The sequence below is a fragment of the Massilia litorea genome, assembly GCF_015101885.1.
Lineage (GTDB): Bacteria > Pseudomonadota > Gammaproteobacteria > Burkholderiales > Burkholderiaceae_D > Telluria > Telluria litorea.
On record NZ_CP062941.1, the window covers coordinates 2,331,765 to 2,346,287 of the forward strand.

Annotated in this window: 14 protein-coding genes; 6 read left to right on the forward strand and 8 right to left on the reverse strand. The window is 67.0% G+C overall.

The window, feature by feature from the left end; all coding sequences use genetic code 11:
- Window positions 1–69 precede the first annotated feature (69 nt).
- From aceF to LPB04_RS10335, 4 genes are all read left to right on the forward strand, one after another.
- A complete protein-coding gene (gene aceF / locus LPB04_RS10320; RefSeq protein WP_193688578.1) occupies window positions 70–1,725 on the forward strand; it encodes a dihydrolipoyllysine-residue acetyltransferase in 1,656 nt (551 codons plus the stop codon).
- Between the two features lie 12 nt (window positions 1,726–1,737).
- A complete protein-coding gene (gene lpdA / locus LPB04_RS10325; RefSeq protein ID WP_193688579.1) occupies window positions 1,738–3,555 on the forward strand; it encodes a dihydrolipoyl dehydrogenase in 1,818 nt (605 codons plus the stop codon).
- A 132-nt stretch (window positions 3,556–3,687) separates the two neighbouring features.
- A complete protein-coding gene (locus tag LPB04_RS10330; RefSeq protein WP_229515012.1) occupies window positions 3,688–4,560 on the forward strand; it encodes an NAD(P)-dependent oxidoreductase in 873 nt (290 codons plus the stop codon).
- A 144-nt stretch (window positions 4,561–4,704) separates the two neighbouring features.
- Complete coding sequence (locus tag LPB04_RS10335) at window positions 4,705–5,028, forward strand: hypothetical protein (protein WP_193688581.1); 324 nt, start codon at window positions 4,705–4,707, stop codon at window positions 5,026–5,028.
- Between the two features lie 14 nt (window positions 5,029–5,042).
- On the opposite strand, the gene LPB04_RS10340 is transcribed toward LPB04_RS10335, so the two are convergent.
- Window positions 5,043–5,453, reverse strand: a complete 411-nt coding sequence (locus tag LPB04_RS10340) for a DUF2141 domain-containing protein (RefSeq protein ID WP_193688582.1) — start codon at window positions 5,451–5,453, stop codon at window positions 5,043–5,045.
- 114 nt (window positions 5,454–5,567) lie between these two features.
- Here LPB04_RS10340 and LPB04_RS10345 point away from each other — a divergent pair, with 114 nt between their 5' ends.
- Window positions 5,568–6,080: a sterol desaturase family protein gene (locus LPB04_RS10345; protein WP_193688583.1), complete on the forward strand. Its 513-nt coding sequence runs from the start codon at window positions 5,568–5,570 to the stop codon at window positions 6,078–6,080.
- Here LPB04_RS10345 and crtB read toward each other — a convergent pair.
- From crtB to LPB04_RS10380, 7 genes are all read right to left on the reverse strand, one after another.
- Window positions 5,998–6,975, reverse strand: coding sequence for a 15-cis-phytoene synthase CrtB (crtB, locus tag LPB04_RS10350; protein ID WP_193688584.1), 978 nt, complete (start codon window positions 6,973–6,975; stop codon window positions 5,998–6,000). The genes LPB04_RS10345 and crtB overlap by 83 nt on opposite strands.
- Window positions 6,972–8,462, reverse strand: a complete 1,491-nt coding sequence (locus LPB04_RS10355; RefSeq protein WP_193688585.1) for a phytoene desaturase — start codon at window positions 8,460–8,462, stop codon at window positions 6,972–6,974. Before LPB04_RS10355 ends, crtB begins: the two co-directional genes overlap by 4 nt.
- A complete protein-coding gene (crtY, locus tag LPB04_RS10360) occupies window positions 8,459–9,634 on the reverse strand; it encodes a lycopene beta-cyclase CrtY (RefSeq protein WP_193688586.1) in 1,176 nt (391 codons plus the stop codon). The genes LPB04_RS10355 and crtY overlap by 4 nt, the downstream gene beginning before the upstream one ends.
- Window positions 9,631–10,932: a glycosyltransferase gene (locus LPB04_RS10365; protein WP_193688587.1), complete on the reverse strand. Its 1,302-nt coding sequence runs from the start codon at window positions 10,930–10,932 to the stop codon at window positions 9,631–9,633. Before LPB04_RS10365 ends, crtY begins: the two co-directional genes overlap by 4 nt.
- A gap of 41 nt (window positions 10,933–10,973) precedes the next feature.
- Window positions 10,974–11,960 carry a polyprenyl synthetase family protein gene (locus LPB04_RS10370; RefSeq protein WP_193688588.1) on the reverse strand — a complete coding sequence of 329 codons (987 nt, stop codon included), beginning with the start codon at window positions 11,958–11,960 and terminating at the stop codon, window positions 10,974–10,976.
- 290 nt (window positions 11,961–12,250) lie between these two features.
- Complete coding sequence (locus LPB04_RS10375) at window positions 12,251–12,436, reverse strand: hypothetical protein (protein WP_193688589.1); 186 nt, start codon at window positions 12,434–12,436, stop codon at window positions 12,251–12,253.
- A 133-nt stretch (window positions 12,437–12,569) separates the two neighbouring features.
- A complete protein-coding gene (locus tag LPB04_RS10380; protein ID WP_193688590.1) occupies window positions 12,570–13,226 on the reverse strand; it encodes a TetR/AcrR family transcriptional regulator in 657 nt (218 codons plus the stop codon).
- Between the two features lie 112 nt (window positions 13,227–13,338).
- Between LPB04_RS10380 and LPB04_RS10385 the strand changes: the two genes are divergently transcribed.
- Window positions 13,339–14,523 carry an HlyD family secretion protein gene (locus tag LPB04_RS10385; protein ID WP_193688591.1) on the forward strand — a complete coding sequence of 395 codons (1,185 nt, stop codon included), beginning with the start codon at window positions 13,339–13,341 and terminating at the stop codon, window positions 14,521–14,523.

Consider the following 14,523-nt stretch of genomic DNA (forward strand, 5'->3'; position numbering starts at 1 on the left):
GCTCCACCCCGCGGGGGGGAGCAACGGCCATACATTCGCACCCATACAAAAAATAACGGAGCTAACACTATGAGCATTGTGGAAGTCAAAGTCCCGGACATCGGCGACTTCAAGGAAGTCGAAGTCATCGAACTGATGGTCAAAGTCGGCGACACGATCAAGGTCGACCAGTCGCTCGTGACCGTCGAATCGGACAAGGCCAGCATGGAAATCCCGTCCAGCCATGCGGGCGTGGTCAAGGAAATCAAGGTCAAGGTCGGCGACAAGGTCGCCGAGGGCTCGCTCGTACTGATGCTCGAAGAAGCTGGCGGCGCTGCCGCCGCACCAGCGGCCGCACCGGCGCCTGCTGCCGCGGCACCGGCCGCTGCTGAAGCTGCGCCTGCCGTTGCCCCGGCCGCCGCCGCACCGGCCGGCGCCGGCGCACTCGTCGAAGTCACCGTGCCGGACATCGGCGACTTCAAGGAAGTCGAAGTCATCGAACTGATGGTCAAGCCGGGCGACCAGATCAAGGTCGACCAGTCCCTGATCACCGTCGAATCGGACAAGGCGAGCATGGAAATCCCGTCCAGCCACGCCGGCACCGTCAAGGAAGTGAAGGTCAAGGTGGGCGACAAGGTCGCCGAGGGTTCGCTCGTGCTGGTGCTCGAAGCGGCCGGCGGTGCGTCCGCAGCTGCGTCGTCTTCCGCACCGGCTGCCGCCGCGCCGGCCCCCGCCGCCGCTGCGCCATCCGCACCGGCAGCCGCCGCGCCGGCTCCGGCTCCGGCCGCAGCCGCGCCAAGCCAGGGCGTCACCGGCTCGAAAGCCCACGCCTCGCCGTCGATCCGCAAGTTCGCCCGCGAACTGGGCGTCGACCTGGCACGCGTGCCGGGCACAGGTCCGAAGAACCGCATCACCCAGCAGGACGTGCAGAACTTCGTCAAGGGCGTGATGGCCGCTCCGGCCGCTGCCGCTGCGCCAGCGAAGGGCGGCACCGGCGTCGGTCTCGACCTGCTGCCATGGCCGTCGCTCGACTTCTCGAAGTTCGGCCCGACCGAACTGCTGCCGCTGTCGCGCATCAAGAAGATCTCCGGCCCGAACCTGCACCGCAACTGGGTCATGATCCCGCACGTGACGACCTTCGACGAAGCGGACGTGACGGACCTGGAACAGTTCCGCGTCGATTCGAACGCGGCATTGGCGAAGCAGAAGTCGGCGGTGAAACTGACCATGCTGGCATTCGTGATCAAGGCCTCGGTCGCCGCGCTGAAGAAATTCCCGCAATTTAATGCCTCGCTGAGCGGAGACGGCGCCAGCCTGATCCTCAAGCAGTACTACAACATCGGCTTCGCGGCCGACACCCCGAACGGCCTGGTGGTTCCGGTCGTGAAGGATGCCGACAAGAAGACCGTGTCGCAGATCGCCACCGAAATGGGCGAGCTTTCGGCACAGGCACGCGACGGCAAGCTGTCGCCTGCGAACATGCAGGGCGCGACCTTCACCATTTCGTCGCTCGGCGGCATTGGCGGCACCGCCTTCACGCCGATCATCAATGCGCCTGAACTGGCGATCCTCGGCCTGTCGAAGTCGGCCATGAAGCCGGTCTGGGATGGTTCCACTTTCCAGCCGCGCCTGATGCTGCCGCTGTCGCTGTCCTACGACCACCGCGTGATCGATGGCGCCGGCGCCGCGCGCTTCGCCGCCTACCTGGCCGAAGTGCTGGCCGACCTGCGCAAGACCCTTCTGTAAGGAGCGCCGAGAATGAGCACTGTTGAAGTAAAAGTCCCGAACATCGGCGATTTCAAGGACGTCGAAATCATCGAACTGATGGTCAAGCCCGGCGACACGATCAAGGTCGACCAGTCGCTGGTCACCGTGGAATCCGACAAGGCCTCGATGGAAATCCCGTCGACCCACGCCGGCGTGGTCAAGGAACTGTCGGTCAAGGTGGGCGACAAGGTGAACGAAGGTTCGCTGCTGCTGATGCTCGAAGAGGGGGCCGGGGCTGCTGCACCTGCTGCTCCGGCCGCTGCGCCTGCAGCTGCGCCGACCGCCGCTGCCGCACCGACCGATTCGTATGCGCCAGCGCACAAGGCTGACGCCGCCGCTCCCGCGAGCGCGCCCGTTCCGGGCGCCGCCAGCTACAGCGGCCAGGTCGACATCGAATGCGAAATGATGGTGCTGGGCGCCGGTCCCGGCGGCTATTCGGCCGCTTTCCGTTCCGCCGACCTCGGCATGAACACGGTGCTGGTCGAGAAGTACGCGACCTTGGGCGGCGTCTGCCTGAACGTGGGCTGCATTCCGTCCAAGGCACTGCTGCACGTGGCGCACATCATGGACGAGACCGCGCACATGGCCGACCTGGGCGTGAGCTTTGCCGCACCAAGCGTCGACATCGACAAGCTGCGCGGCTACAAGGACGGCGTCATCAAGAAGATGACCGGCGGCCTCTCCTTCATGGCCAAGGCGCGCAAGGTGAATGTGGTGCAGGGCGTGGGCCAGTTCCTGAGCCCGAACCACATCGAAGTCACCGCTGCCGACGGCGCGAAGAAGGTGGTGAAGTTCGCGAAAGCGATCATCGCCGCCGGATCGAGCGTGGTAAAACTGCCTTTCGTGCCGGAAGACCCGCGCATCGTCGACTCGACCGGCGCGCTGGAACTGCGCCAGGTACCGAAGAAGATGCTGGTCATCGGCGGCGGCATCATCGGCCTGGAAATGGCAACCGTCTACTCGACCCTCGGTGCACGCATCGACGTCGTCGAGATGATGGATGGCCTGATGCAGGGCGCGGACCGCGAGGCGGTGAAAGTCTGGCAGAAGTACAACGCGCACCGCTTCGACAACATCATGCTCAAGACGAAGACCGTCGGCGTGGAGGCCCTCCCTGAAGGCATCAAGGTCAGCTTCGAAGCGGCGGAAGCCGGCGCCACCGCGCCGGAACCGCAGCTGTACGACCTGGTGCTGGTGGCCGTCGGCCGCAGCCCGAACGGTAAAAAAATCGCCGCCGAGAAGGCCGGCGTGGCGGTGACCGACCGCGGCTTCATCGGCGTGGACGGCCAGATGCGCACCAACGTGCCGCATATCTTCGCCATTGGCGACCTGGTGGGCCAGCCGATGCTGGCGCACAAGGCGGTGCACGAAGCGCACGTCGCGGCGGAAGCGGCGCACGGCGAGAAGGCATACTTCGATGCGAAAGTCATTCCGTCGGTCGCCTACACCGATCCGGAAGTGGCATGGGCCGGCCTCACGGAAGACGAAGCCAAGCAGAAGGGCATCAAGGTCGAGAAGGGCCACTTCCCGTGGAACGCGAGCGGCCGCGCGGTCGCCAACGGCCGCGACGAAGGCTTCACCAAGCTGCTGTTCGACACCGAGACCGGTCGCATCATCGGCGGCACCATCGTCGGCACGAATGCCGGCGACATGATCGGCGAAATCGCGCTGGCGATCGAGATGGGCGCCGACGGCGTCGACATCGGCAAGACCATCCACCCGCACCCGACGCTGGGCGAGTCGATCGGCATGGCCGCCGAAGTCTACAAGGGCGTCTGCACCGACCTGCCGCCGGCACGCAAGCGCTGAGCTGCCGAACGGCTGTGAGCCAGACCGAAGCCGGGACCGCGAGGTCCCGGTTTTTTTTCGCGCCGCATTTTCCGGATTGCTGTTTCAATGACCGGATCAGCCACAGGGCGGCACACTCGACAAGGAGCAGGCATGAATATCGGATTTATCGGACTCGGCGCAATGGGACGCGGGATGGCAGCCAACCTGTTGCGCTCGGGGCAGCCGCTGCGCGTATGGAACCGCGGCGCTGGACCTGTGCAGGAACTGGCCGCCCAGGGTGCGCAGGTAGCCGCCAGCCCGGCCGAGGCGGCGGCCGTGGACGTGCTGTTCACGATGCTGGCGGACGACGCATCGACCCGCGCCGTGCTGCTGGACGACGGCGCCCTGGACGCGCTGGCGCCGGGCAGCATTCACGTGAACATGGCGACGGTGTCGGTGGCCTTCGCGCGCGAGATGGCAGCGCTGCATGCCGCGCGCGGCGTCGGCTATATCGGGGCGCCTGTGCTCGGCCGGGTCGACGTGGCGGCCGCCGGCAAGCTCAATATCGTGGCGGCCGGTCCGGACGAGGCGATCGCGCGCGTGCAGCCGCTGTTCGACCTGATGGGGCAGAAGACCTGGCGTTTCGGCACGGCGCCCGAACAGGCGAATGCGGTCAAACTCGGCGCCAACCTGACCCTGGCCTGCGCGATCGAGGCGATGGGCGAATCGGCGGCGCTCGTCGGCGCGCACGGCATCGAGGCGGCCGGCTTCCTCGACCTCCTGAGCAACACGTTGTTCGCCGGTTCGCCCGTCTATAAAGGCTATGGCGCGATGATCGCGCAGGAGCGCTACAGCCCGGCCGGATTCAAGCTCTCGCTCGGCCTGAAGGATGTCGGCCTGGCCAACGATGCGGCTGCTGAACAGGGCCTGCGGCTGCGCTTCGGCGCGGTGCTGCGCGAGACGCTGCAGCAGGCGGTGGCGCGCGGCGACGGTGAGCTCGACCTTGCGGCACTGGCGCGCATGTCGGCGCCAAAATCGGCCTGAACGGCGCCGTTCCTGCGCACTGTGGTGCAGTCGCGCAGGAGAGTATTTTCCTGTTGTGCCCTGGCGCAGCCGCGCTATGATGGACGTGCAACCGGCGAGCCGATACTGCGCCGGCGCAGCGAATGCGTGTCACAGGAGATTGACATGGAAGAGCACGGTACTGAATATGTCGGGACCTTATTTGTCCTGCCCGCATCGCGGGCTTTCGAACTCAGCACGACGCTGCACGGGGTGCCGGTCACGCTGACCGGGACCATTGCGCAGCACCTGGCGGCGCAATTTGCCGGCAACGATGCGGCAGGCGAGCACATCGACGTGCGGCAGCTGAGCGTGCAGCCGCGCCGGGTCGAAGTCCTGACGCGCGAGATCCACGAGCGGCACCGCGCGCCGCGCAAGGCGCATTTCCTGATGCGGGTGCTCGACGGCGGGGTGCCGGCGGCGCGCCAGGACGCTTCCGTCACTGCCTGAGGCAGCCGGGCAGCTCAGCGCAGGCGCACGGTCGCCGTCGCCTGCGTTTCTCCGACCTCGATGGCCGCATCTTCAAAGCTCGGCGGACCGAACTTGCCGCGCGCATCGCGGCTGAAACCGTAGGGCTCCTTCGGCATGCCGACGAAGTTGCGGTCGAGTTCATTGTTGCCGTTTTCGTCCTGGTAAGCCAGCACGGCCCAGGTGCCGGCGGGCACGCCCTTGACCACGACCGTCGTTTCGCCAGGCTGCGCCGGCGCCGAGGCGCTCCAGGCGCACTGCTTCAGGAAGCGCTCCCTGTCGCAGACGGCGACCTTCACGTTTCCCTTGGCGGTCACGCCCGACACGCGTACCTCGACCGTGGCGGCCGAGGCGTTCAGTGCGCACATCAAGGCGGCGCAGGCTACAAAGCGGGACAACTGATTCATCGGTGTTTTCCTTGTTCTGGTTTCGTTGCGGCGAGAGGCGGTTTGGTAGCCGTGCGCGCAAGCCCCTTATGGTAGGCTGGGATCATCGCCTTTTCTCTCCTGGTCCCTGCATTCATGCTGCTCAATACGCTCATCGTCGTGGCCACCGTCGTCTTCATGGAAGTGTTTTCCATCGTCGCGCACAAGTACATCATGCACGGCTTCGGCTGGGGCTGGCACCGCTCGCACCATGAAGCTCGGACCGGCTGGTTCGAGAAGAACGATTTATACGCCGTCGTCTTCGCCGGCGTGGCCATCGCCCTGATCTGGTTCGGCACCGAGGGCATCTGGCCGCTGCAATGGATCGGCGCCGGCATGACGGCCTACGGCTTCCTCTATTTCGTCGCCCACGACGGCCTGGTGCACCGGCGCTGGCCTTTCCAGTACACCCCGCGCAGCGGCTACGCCAAGCGGCTCTACCAGGCGCACCGCATGCACCATGCGGTCGAGGGCAGGGAAGGCGCGGTCTCGTTCGGCTTCCTGTACGCGCCCCCGGTCGCGAAGCTCAAACGCCAGTTGCAGGCACTGCATGGCGGGGCACCGAGGCGTCCGCGGGACGCCGCCACAGGCCATCAGGACGCGGCCTGACCGGGCGCAGGCGCGACAACAAGGCGTCCACGCCGCCCATGGCCAGCAGTTTCAGTTTCGTCGCGCGCGAGGTGCCGACCCGTTCGTCCCAGGCGCGCGGTCCGCGTGCCTTGACCTCGATCCCGATCTGGCGATACACCCTGCGTGCCGTGGCGATCGCCCAGGCCGAGCGCAGCGGCAGCGCCGACACGCCGCCGAGCGCGCAATCGTAATACGGCTCGGCATGGTCGACCAGGCGCGCCGCAATCTTCGCCAGCGCCATGCGATGCCGCGGCAGGGCCAGCTCTTCCGGCGGAATCCCGGCTTCGCGCAGCCACTGCGTCGGCAGGTAGCAGCGCCCGAGCCGCGCGTCGTCGACGATGTCGCGCGCGATGTTCGTCAGCTGGAAGGCCAGGCCGAGGTCGCAGGCGCGGTCGAGCACCTGTGGCGCTTGCGCGCCCATGATCTGGGCCATCATCAGGCCGACCACGCCCGCCACGTGGTAGCAGTAGCGCAGCGTGTCCTCGAAGGTGTCGTAGTGCACGGCATCGACGTCCATGCCGAAGCCGGCCAGGTGGTCAAAAGCATGGCGCGGCGCGATGGCGTGGCGCAGCGCGACTTCCTGGAAGGCGGCGAAGGCCGGATCAGGCATCGTTTCGCCCGCGTAGGCGCGGCGCGTCTGCTCGACCAGCCGCGCCAGTTCGCCATGCGGGTCGTGGCTGGGCGCCGCCATGCCGAAGCCCAGTTCCTGGCCGTCGACCACGTCGTCGCAGTGGCGGCACCAGGCATACAGCATCAGCACGCTGCGCCGGGTAGGGGCGTCGAACAGCCTGGCCGCGGCCGCGAAACTCTTCGAGCCGACCTTGATCGTTTCGGTCGCGTGGTCCAGCAGCGATGCGTTCGCTCCAGCGTTCATGCGCGCGCCTCCGCAAGCATCAGGCCTGCAGTCGCCTTGGCCGAGCCGATCACGCCCGGTACGCCCGCGCCTGGATGGGTACCCGCGCCGACCAGGTAGAGGTTGGCCAGCTCCCTGTCGCGGTTGTGCGGACGGAACCAGGCGCTTTGGGTCAGCACGGGCTCCAGCGAAAACGCCGAGCCGACGTGGGCATTCAGCTGGTCGCGGAAATCGAAGGGCGTAAAAATGCGGCTGGTGACGAGCTGGCTGCGCAGGCCCGGCATGTAGCGCTCTTCGAGGTATTCGAAAATCTTGTCGCGGTAGCGCGGCCCTTCGACCTCCCAGTCGATGTCCGCATTGCCCAGGTGCGGTACCGGCGCCAGTACGTAATGGCTGCCGCAGCCGGGCGGCGCCAGCGACGGGTCGGTGACGCAGGGCGCGTGCAGGTAGAGCGAAAAATCGTCGGCCAGCGCATTGCCCTTGAAAATTTCGTCGATCAGGCCGCGGTAGCGCGGGCCGAAGCAGACCGTATGGTGCTGCAGCTGGCTGTGGTGGTGGTCCAGTCCGAAATAGATGACGAACAGCGAATTACTGAAGCGCTTCTTGCGCAGGCTGGCTGCTTCCTGCGCGCCGCGCGGGTGCTGGTTCAAGAGCGAGGCATAGGTATGCACCACGTCGGCGTTCGAGGCCACCGCATCGGCCGGGAAGAAGCGGCCGTCTTCCAGGCGCACGCCGCTGGCGCGCCCGTTCTTCGTTTCGATTTGCGCGACCGATGCATTCAGTTCGATCCGTCCGCCGATGTCCTGGAACAGGCGTACCAGGCCGTTCACCAGCGCGCCGGTGCCGCCGCGCGGGAACCAGACGCCCCAGCGCCGCTCGAGCGCGTGGATCAGCGTGTAGATCGACGAGGTCGCGAACGGATTGCCGCCGACCAGCAGCGAGTGAAAGGAAAAGGCCTGGCGCAGGTGCTCGTCCTGCACGAAGCGCGAGACCATGCTGTAGACGCTGCGCCAGGCCTGCAGCTTGGCCAGCTGCGGGCCGGCCGCGATCATGTCGCGGAAGGTCAGGAAGGGCACGGTGCCCAGTTTGATATAGCCCTCTTCGAACACCGCCTTCGAATACGCGAGGAAGCGCTGGTAACCGGCGACGTCGACAGGGTTGATCGCGTGGATCTGGCGGTCGAGCGCTTCCTGGTCGTTGACGTAGTCGAAATGGCTGCCGTCTTCCCAGCACAGGCGATAGAAGGGAGAGACGGGCAGCATCTCGACATAATCCTCGATGCGTTTGCCGGCAGCGGTAAATAACTCCTCGATGCAGGACGGGTCGGTGATGACGGTGGGGCCGGCGTCGAAGACAAAACCCTGGTCTTCGTAGACATAGGCGCGGCCGCCCGGCTTGTCGCGCTTTTCCAGCAGCGTCGTCTGCGTGCCGCCGGCCTGCAGGCGGATGGCCAGGGCCAGGCCGCCGAAGCCGGCGCCGACGACGACCGCGTTGTTTACTGCGTTCATTCTGGTTTCCTGATCTGGCTGGGATGGACCATGCGCGCGGCGTTCATGGCCGCGCGCACGGGTACGGGAGGCTTACCGCTGAGGATGCGCGCCTTGTCGAACAGGCGCAGGCGGGCAGCATAAAAGCGTTCGATGAGCGGTGCCGGCAGCCGGTAGAAGCGCGCCATGACGCGCCAGCGGCTGTCCGGACTGCCGGCCAAAAACAGCATGCGGTTGAGCAGCCGGAAAAAGCGCTGCGCGCGCCAGGCCTGCTGCGCCTCGATGCGGATGGCCTCGAACAGCTTCGGGGCGCTCAGGTCGGCAAGACTGGCGATGCGTTCGGCCAGGCGCACCGCGTGCGGCAGCGAATAGCCGGTCGTCGAGTGGAACAATCCCGCGCGCAGGCCGGAGGTCGGCTGACCCCTGAAATCCGCCCAGAAGCCGTCGACGTCTCCCGTCAGCACGATCGGCAGCGAGCCCTGTTCTTCGCGCAGCACGTCAAGGATCCGCCAGCCGCGCCCCTGCGCATAGGCCGCGATGTTGGCGCGCAGGCGCTCGGGCTCCCAGGCAAGCGTATCGACGTAATGGGTGTCTTCGATCAGTATGCGGTCCGGCCCGAAGGGCAGCAGGTAGACGAAGCGGTAGCCGCCTTGCTGCTCGACGCCGGCGTCCATGATGACCGGGGCGCGCAGGCCATGTGGCGCAGCCAGTCGCACTTCCTGGCCGAGGAAGGTCTGATAGCCGAGCGCCAGGCGGGAACTCGGCTGCGGGCCGCGGCCGTCGATCACGGCGCCGGCCTGCAGCGTTTCGCCGCCGGCCAGGCGGACACTGGTCGGGCTCAGGCCCGCGACCCGGACGCCCGTACGCAGGGACGGTCCCAGCGCGGCCGAGACGACGCGCGCGAAATCGCTTGATGCGATGCTGGCATAGCCGCTCTCGAGCGTGCGCGCGTAACCGGGAAAGACGACCTCATAGCGCGGCCAGCGGTGCGCGACCAGGGGCGCCACCCAGGCCTGCTGATGCAGGTCGAGATCGCCGTCGTGGAAAGACCAGGTGTGGTTGCCGCCGATCGCCTCGCCCGCTTCCAGCAGCAGGATGTCCAGCTCCGGACGCTCGGTGCGCAGGCGCCAGGCGATCAGGCCGTTGGCCAGCCCGCCGCCGACCAGGATCAGGTCGTAGAAGCGCTTGTTCACGCTGCCCCCTCACGCCGCACCCGGCTATGCGAATCGATGCCCAGCGCGGCTTCGACGATGTCGGCCGCCCGCGCCGTGCCGCCGGCGCTTTTGACGCCCTCGGCCAGCGGCGCGCAGCGCTCCTTGAAACCCGGCTCGTCGAGCAGGCGGCGCAAGCGGCTTGCGATCCCGGACGCGCCTGTAAAACGCGGCGAGGCGGAGAGGCCGACGCCGGCATGGCGGATGCGTGCCGCCACGCCCGGCTGGTCGAAGGCGATCGGCAGCGCCAGGATCGGCGTGTGGTTTGCCACCGCGTCCAGGACCGTGTTCAGGCCCGCATGCGAGACGACGGCATCGGCCCGCGCCAGTGCCGCTTCCTGCGGCGCGAATGCGCAGACCCAGGTGGCGCCAAGGCCTTCCAGCTGCGCGCACTGGCGCGCATCGAGGCCGCCGCAGTGGGCGGCCAGGAGCTGGACGTCGAGCTGGCGGCAGGCCTTGGCGATGCGCTTGAACAGGTCGAAGCGGTGTCCCTGCAAGGTGCCGAGCGAGGCGAAGACGAAGGGCCGGTCCGGGCTGATGACGGGCAGGGCGTCGATCCGCGCCGGTGCCTTGTGGGAGGCCGCGCGCAGCGGACCGACGTGATGAAAGGTATCCGGCAGCGCCTGGCGCGGGAAATCGAAGGCGGCCACCGTCTGGCTGATCTGCGCCAGCGGCGACAGGCATTCGTGCAGGGCGCCGCGCACGGGGATGCCGAGCTTGCGCGCTGCGGTTTCAAGGGCCCGCCGGTGCGGCGCCATCATCCAGTCGTAGACCCGGGTGCTGCCCTCGAACATGTGCAGCGCGCGCTCGCCGGCGCCCCAGTCGAAGGGCATGACCGGCAAGGGCACGCCCGGTTCGCGGTTCACCGGCAGCGCGCAGGCGATCGAGACGAAGGGCAGGCCAAGCGCTTCGGCCACCAGGCCGCCTGCGGCTTCCATCTGGTCGCCGAGCACGGCGTCGATCCGCAAGGCTTCGCATGCGGCGGGCAGTTCGCGGCACAGCATGGCGGTCGACTCCGCCATGTCGACGATCACGTGGCGCAGGCCGAGCGGGCTGCCCGGATTGGCCGCGCGCCGCAGCGACTGCGCCAGCGAACCCGGTGGGTGGGTGGCGGCGCCGACGGCGTGGAAACCGAGCCGATCGTCCTTGATGTAGGCGGCGGCGTCGGGCCGCTGCAGGAAGGTCACGCGGTGGCCGCGTTCGTGCAGGGCCAGTGCGAGCGCCGACAGGGCGCCCACATGGCTGTAGAACGCGGGGGCGACCACGCCGAAATGCGCCATGCGCCGTTTCTCCTAGCCGCGCCGGAGCGTCGAAGGCGTGCTCAATGGCGCACCAGGTGCCGGTCCGGCGTCGCAGCAAGCGGGCGGCCGGCGAAGCGAAAGCCGCCACCCTGGCCGAACAGCGTGTCGACGAAGCGGCGCGTGCGCTGCTTGCTGCCGATGGCATCGGTCAGGCAGCGGTCGGCCTCGTCGAGGTGCCGCGCCAGGCGCTTCCTCGCTTCCTCGAAGCCGAGCGCGTTGATGAGCGTGGCCTTGCCGAGGTCCTTGCCGGTATCTTTACCGGTCACGCTCGTGTCGTTGGCCGGATCGTCCTGGAAATCGTCGCGGATCTGGAAGGCGTGGCCGGCGGCAAGCGCAAAGGCGCGCAGCGATTCGGCGACGCAGTCGTCGGTCTCGGCCAGGATCGCGGCCATGTCGACCGAGACGCCGAGCAGCACGCCCGTCTTCAACTCATTGGTGCTGGCGATTTCCGCTTCCGAGCGCTGGCCGCCTCCGCGCAGGTCCTCGAACTGGCCGCGCACCAGGCCCTGGCTGCCGACTGTCTCGGCCAGTTTCGCCACCAGCCGTGCGCGCACCTCGGGCCGGATGCCGGGCGCGGTCGCGAGCACGCCGAAAGCGCGGCTGAGCAGGGCGACGGAGGCGAGGATGGCGACGTCTTCGCCGTATTGCACATGGATCGTCGGCTGGCCGCGGCGCAGCATGGCGTCGTCCATGCAGGGCATGTCGTCGAGGATCAGCGAGGCCGCATGCACCATCTCGACGGCGCAGGCGATATCGACCAGGGCCGGGGAGGCGCAGCCGAGGTCGCGCGCGACCAGCATCAGCAGCAGCGGACGCATGCGCTTGCCGGCGCCGAGGGTGCCGGCGCGCATTGCTGCCGCCAGGGTATCGCTGCCGTTGCCGCTGTCGGGCAACAGCTGCGCCATGCGTTCTTCGAACGCGTGCCGGATCGCGGCCAGTTCCGCCAGCCAGGGATCGCCCGCCATCTCCATGTCGCGCCCGCTGAATCGTCCAGTCATCGTCGTCATGCGCCGATCCTTGTGCTGAATGGTTGGGAAAATTGCTTGATTTGCCATGGATGATACCGGAATCGATCCGGCGGAATCGTCAATGTTTCAATGGTGTGCCTGGGTTGTACGGCTTATTCTCGTCAAATTTGACGCTTTGTGGGCGAACTGGAGACCCGCGTCCCGATATTGTCCCGGTGATATGGCGTGCAATGTCGCGGGTATTTCCGTAGCAGGGCCAATAAAAAATGCCGCCAAGCGCGAGCAGGGCGGCATTCTTATGGTGGCGCCGCGTGGCGCCGGATCGGCGATCAGCCGTAGCTGGTCCAGCTTTGCGGGATCTCGATATGACCCGACTTGGCGGCATCGGCGTAGGCGCGCATTTCGGCGACCACCGCTTCGAGCTGCTCGTTGCCCGGATTTTGCAGGAAGCCCTTCATGCGCTCATGCAGGGACGCCTGCTGGTCGCGCCATTCGTAACGAGAAGTCTTGCTCATATTGCCCCCTTGTGCTGAACCGTCGTGATGTTCTTGTTGATATCCATGACATCCTCCTTGAGATAGGGAGTCAGTTTCTCACAGGGGGTGCACCGGATCGGTGCGATGACGCACATTTCGCTCAGCCGTACAGCTACCTCAGCACCGCGCGATAGAACATCTCCAGGCGCTGCGCCAGCAGGCGATGCGCCTCGGCATGCGATGGTTGATCGTGCGGAAAAACGAAGCGCTGCATGGCGTCCCCGGAAATCCAGCTGGTCAGGAAAGCGGGCAGCTGTTCGAAGGGCAGGTCCTCGCGCAACTGGGCGCGGATGTCGGCGCGCGCAAAAAAGCGTTCGAGCATCTCGCGCGTCATGCGCGGGCCGGTGTCGAAGAAGGTATGCGCCAGTTCCGGGTTGTCGGCCGCCTCCGCGATCACCACGCGCTGCATCGCGATCAACTGGTCCTGGCAGAGCAGGTCGAAGAACTGGCGTGCGAAATCGTCGACGACCGCGCGGAACGGGCGCATGTCGTGTTCCATGTCGGCGATGCGGAAGAATTGTTCGCGGCGCGACACCAGCACGGCTTCGAGCAGCCCGGCCTTGCCGCCGAATTTCACATAGATGGTGCGCACGGCCACGCGCGCGGCGCGGGCGATCGATTCCAGGCTGGTGCGGGTATAGCCGTTGGTCAGGAACAGCCGTGCGGCGGCGTCGATCAGGTCGTGCATGCGGGCTTCGACGTCGCTTGCCTTCGGCCGGCCGGCGCCGCGCAGGCAGGGAACGCGGCTTGCTAACGATGATTTGCTCATGGCATCACTGTAAATCACCAACAAATGAAATGCAACCGTTTCATTTCTTGACGAACTGAGGCGCTTGTCGAATAATGTAAGAAGTTACCTATTCCCTTTTCGGAGTTGCTCCATGTCCCAAACGCAGCCTACGGTCGAGCAGAAGCCGCTTGCCAATCCTCCATCAGCCCCGGCCCCGGCCGCCGCCGGCAAGACTCCGCCCAACAAGCGCGTGCTCGTCGTGGTCGGGCTGATCGCGATCGCGGCGCTGGCTGCCGGTGGACGCATGTGGTACCGCAGCCATAACTTCGTCGATACCGAGAACGCCTATGTCGCCGGCCACGTGCACCCGGTTTCGGCGCGCATCGCCGGCGTCGTCACGCGCGTGCTGGTGGAAGACAACCAGCATGTGAAGGCGGGCGACGTCATCGCCGAACTCGACCCGGCCGACCAGCACGTGCGCGTCGAGCAGATCGAGGCGCAGATCGCCAGCGCGAAGCAGCAGGTGATCCAGGCCGACGCGCAAGTCGAACAGGTGCGCGCCCAGGCTCAGGCGGCTCAGGCGCAGGTCGGCCAGTCGCAGGCCCTCGCGCTGCGCGCGCGCCAGGACGCCGAGCGCTTCGGCCAGCTGTACACGAAGCAGATGAAGGCCGTTTCGAAAGCCGAAGTCGATGCCGCGAACGCTGCGCGCACGGCCGCCGCCGCCGACGTCAATGCGCGCCGCGACACCGCCAGCGCCGCCAAGGCGCAGATCAATGCCGCATCTTCCGCGCGCGACGTGCTGAAGGCCCAGATCAAGGTGCTGCAGGCGCAGCTGAAGGACGCGAAGCAGCAGGTCAGCTACGGCCGCATCCTGGCGCCGGTCGATGGCCGCATCGGCCGCCGCAGCGTGGAAGTGGGCGCGCGCGTGCAGCCGGGCCAGCAGCTGGTGGCCGTGGTCGAAGACAAGGTCTGGGTCAACGCCAACTTCAAGGAAACCCAGCTGGCCGGCCTGAAGCCGGGCCAGGCGGTCGAATTGCAGATCGACGCGCTGCCGGACGAACACCTGGTCGGCCGCGTGGACAGCTTCTCGCCGGCCTCGGGCAACCAGTTCGCGCTGCTGCCGGCCGATAACGCGACCGGCAACTTCACCAAGATCGTGCAGCGCGTGCCGGTCAAGATCACGCTGGCCCCGGCCGACGTGCAGCGCCTGACGGGCCGCCTGGTGCCGGGCATGTCGGTGGTTGCCGAGATCGACCTGCGCCAGAAGGCGGAATCGAAGCCGGCCGGGCCGGCGCAAACCGCATCGGCCCAGCCGGCGGCACAGCCAGCTAAATAA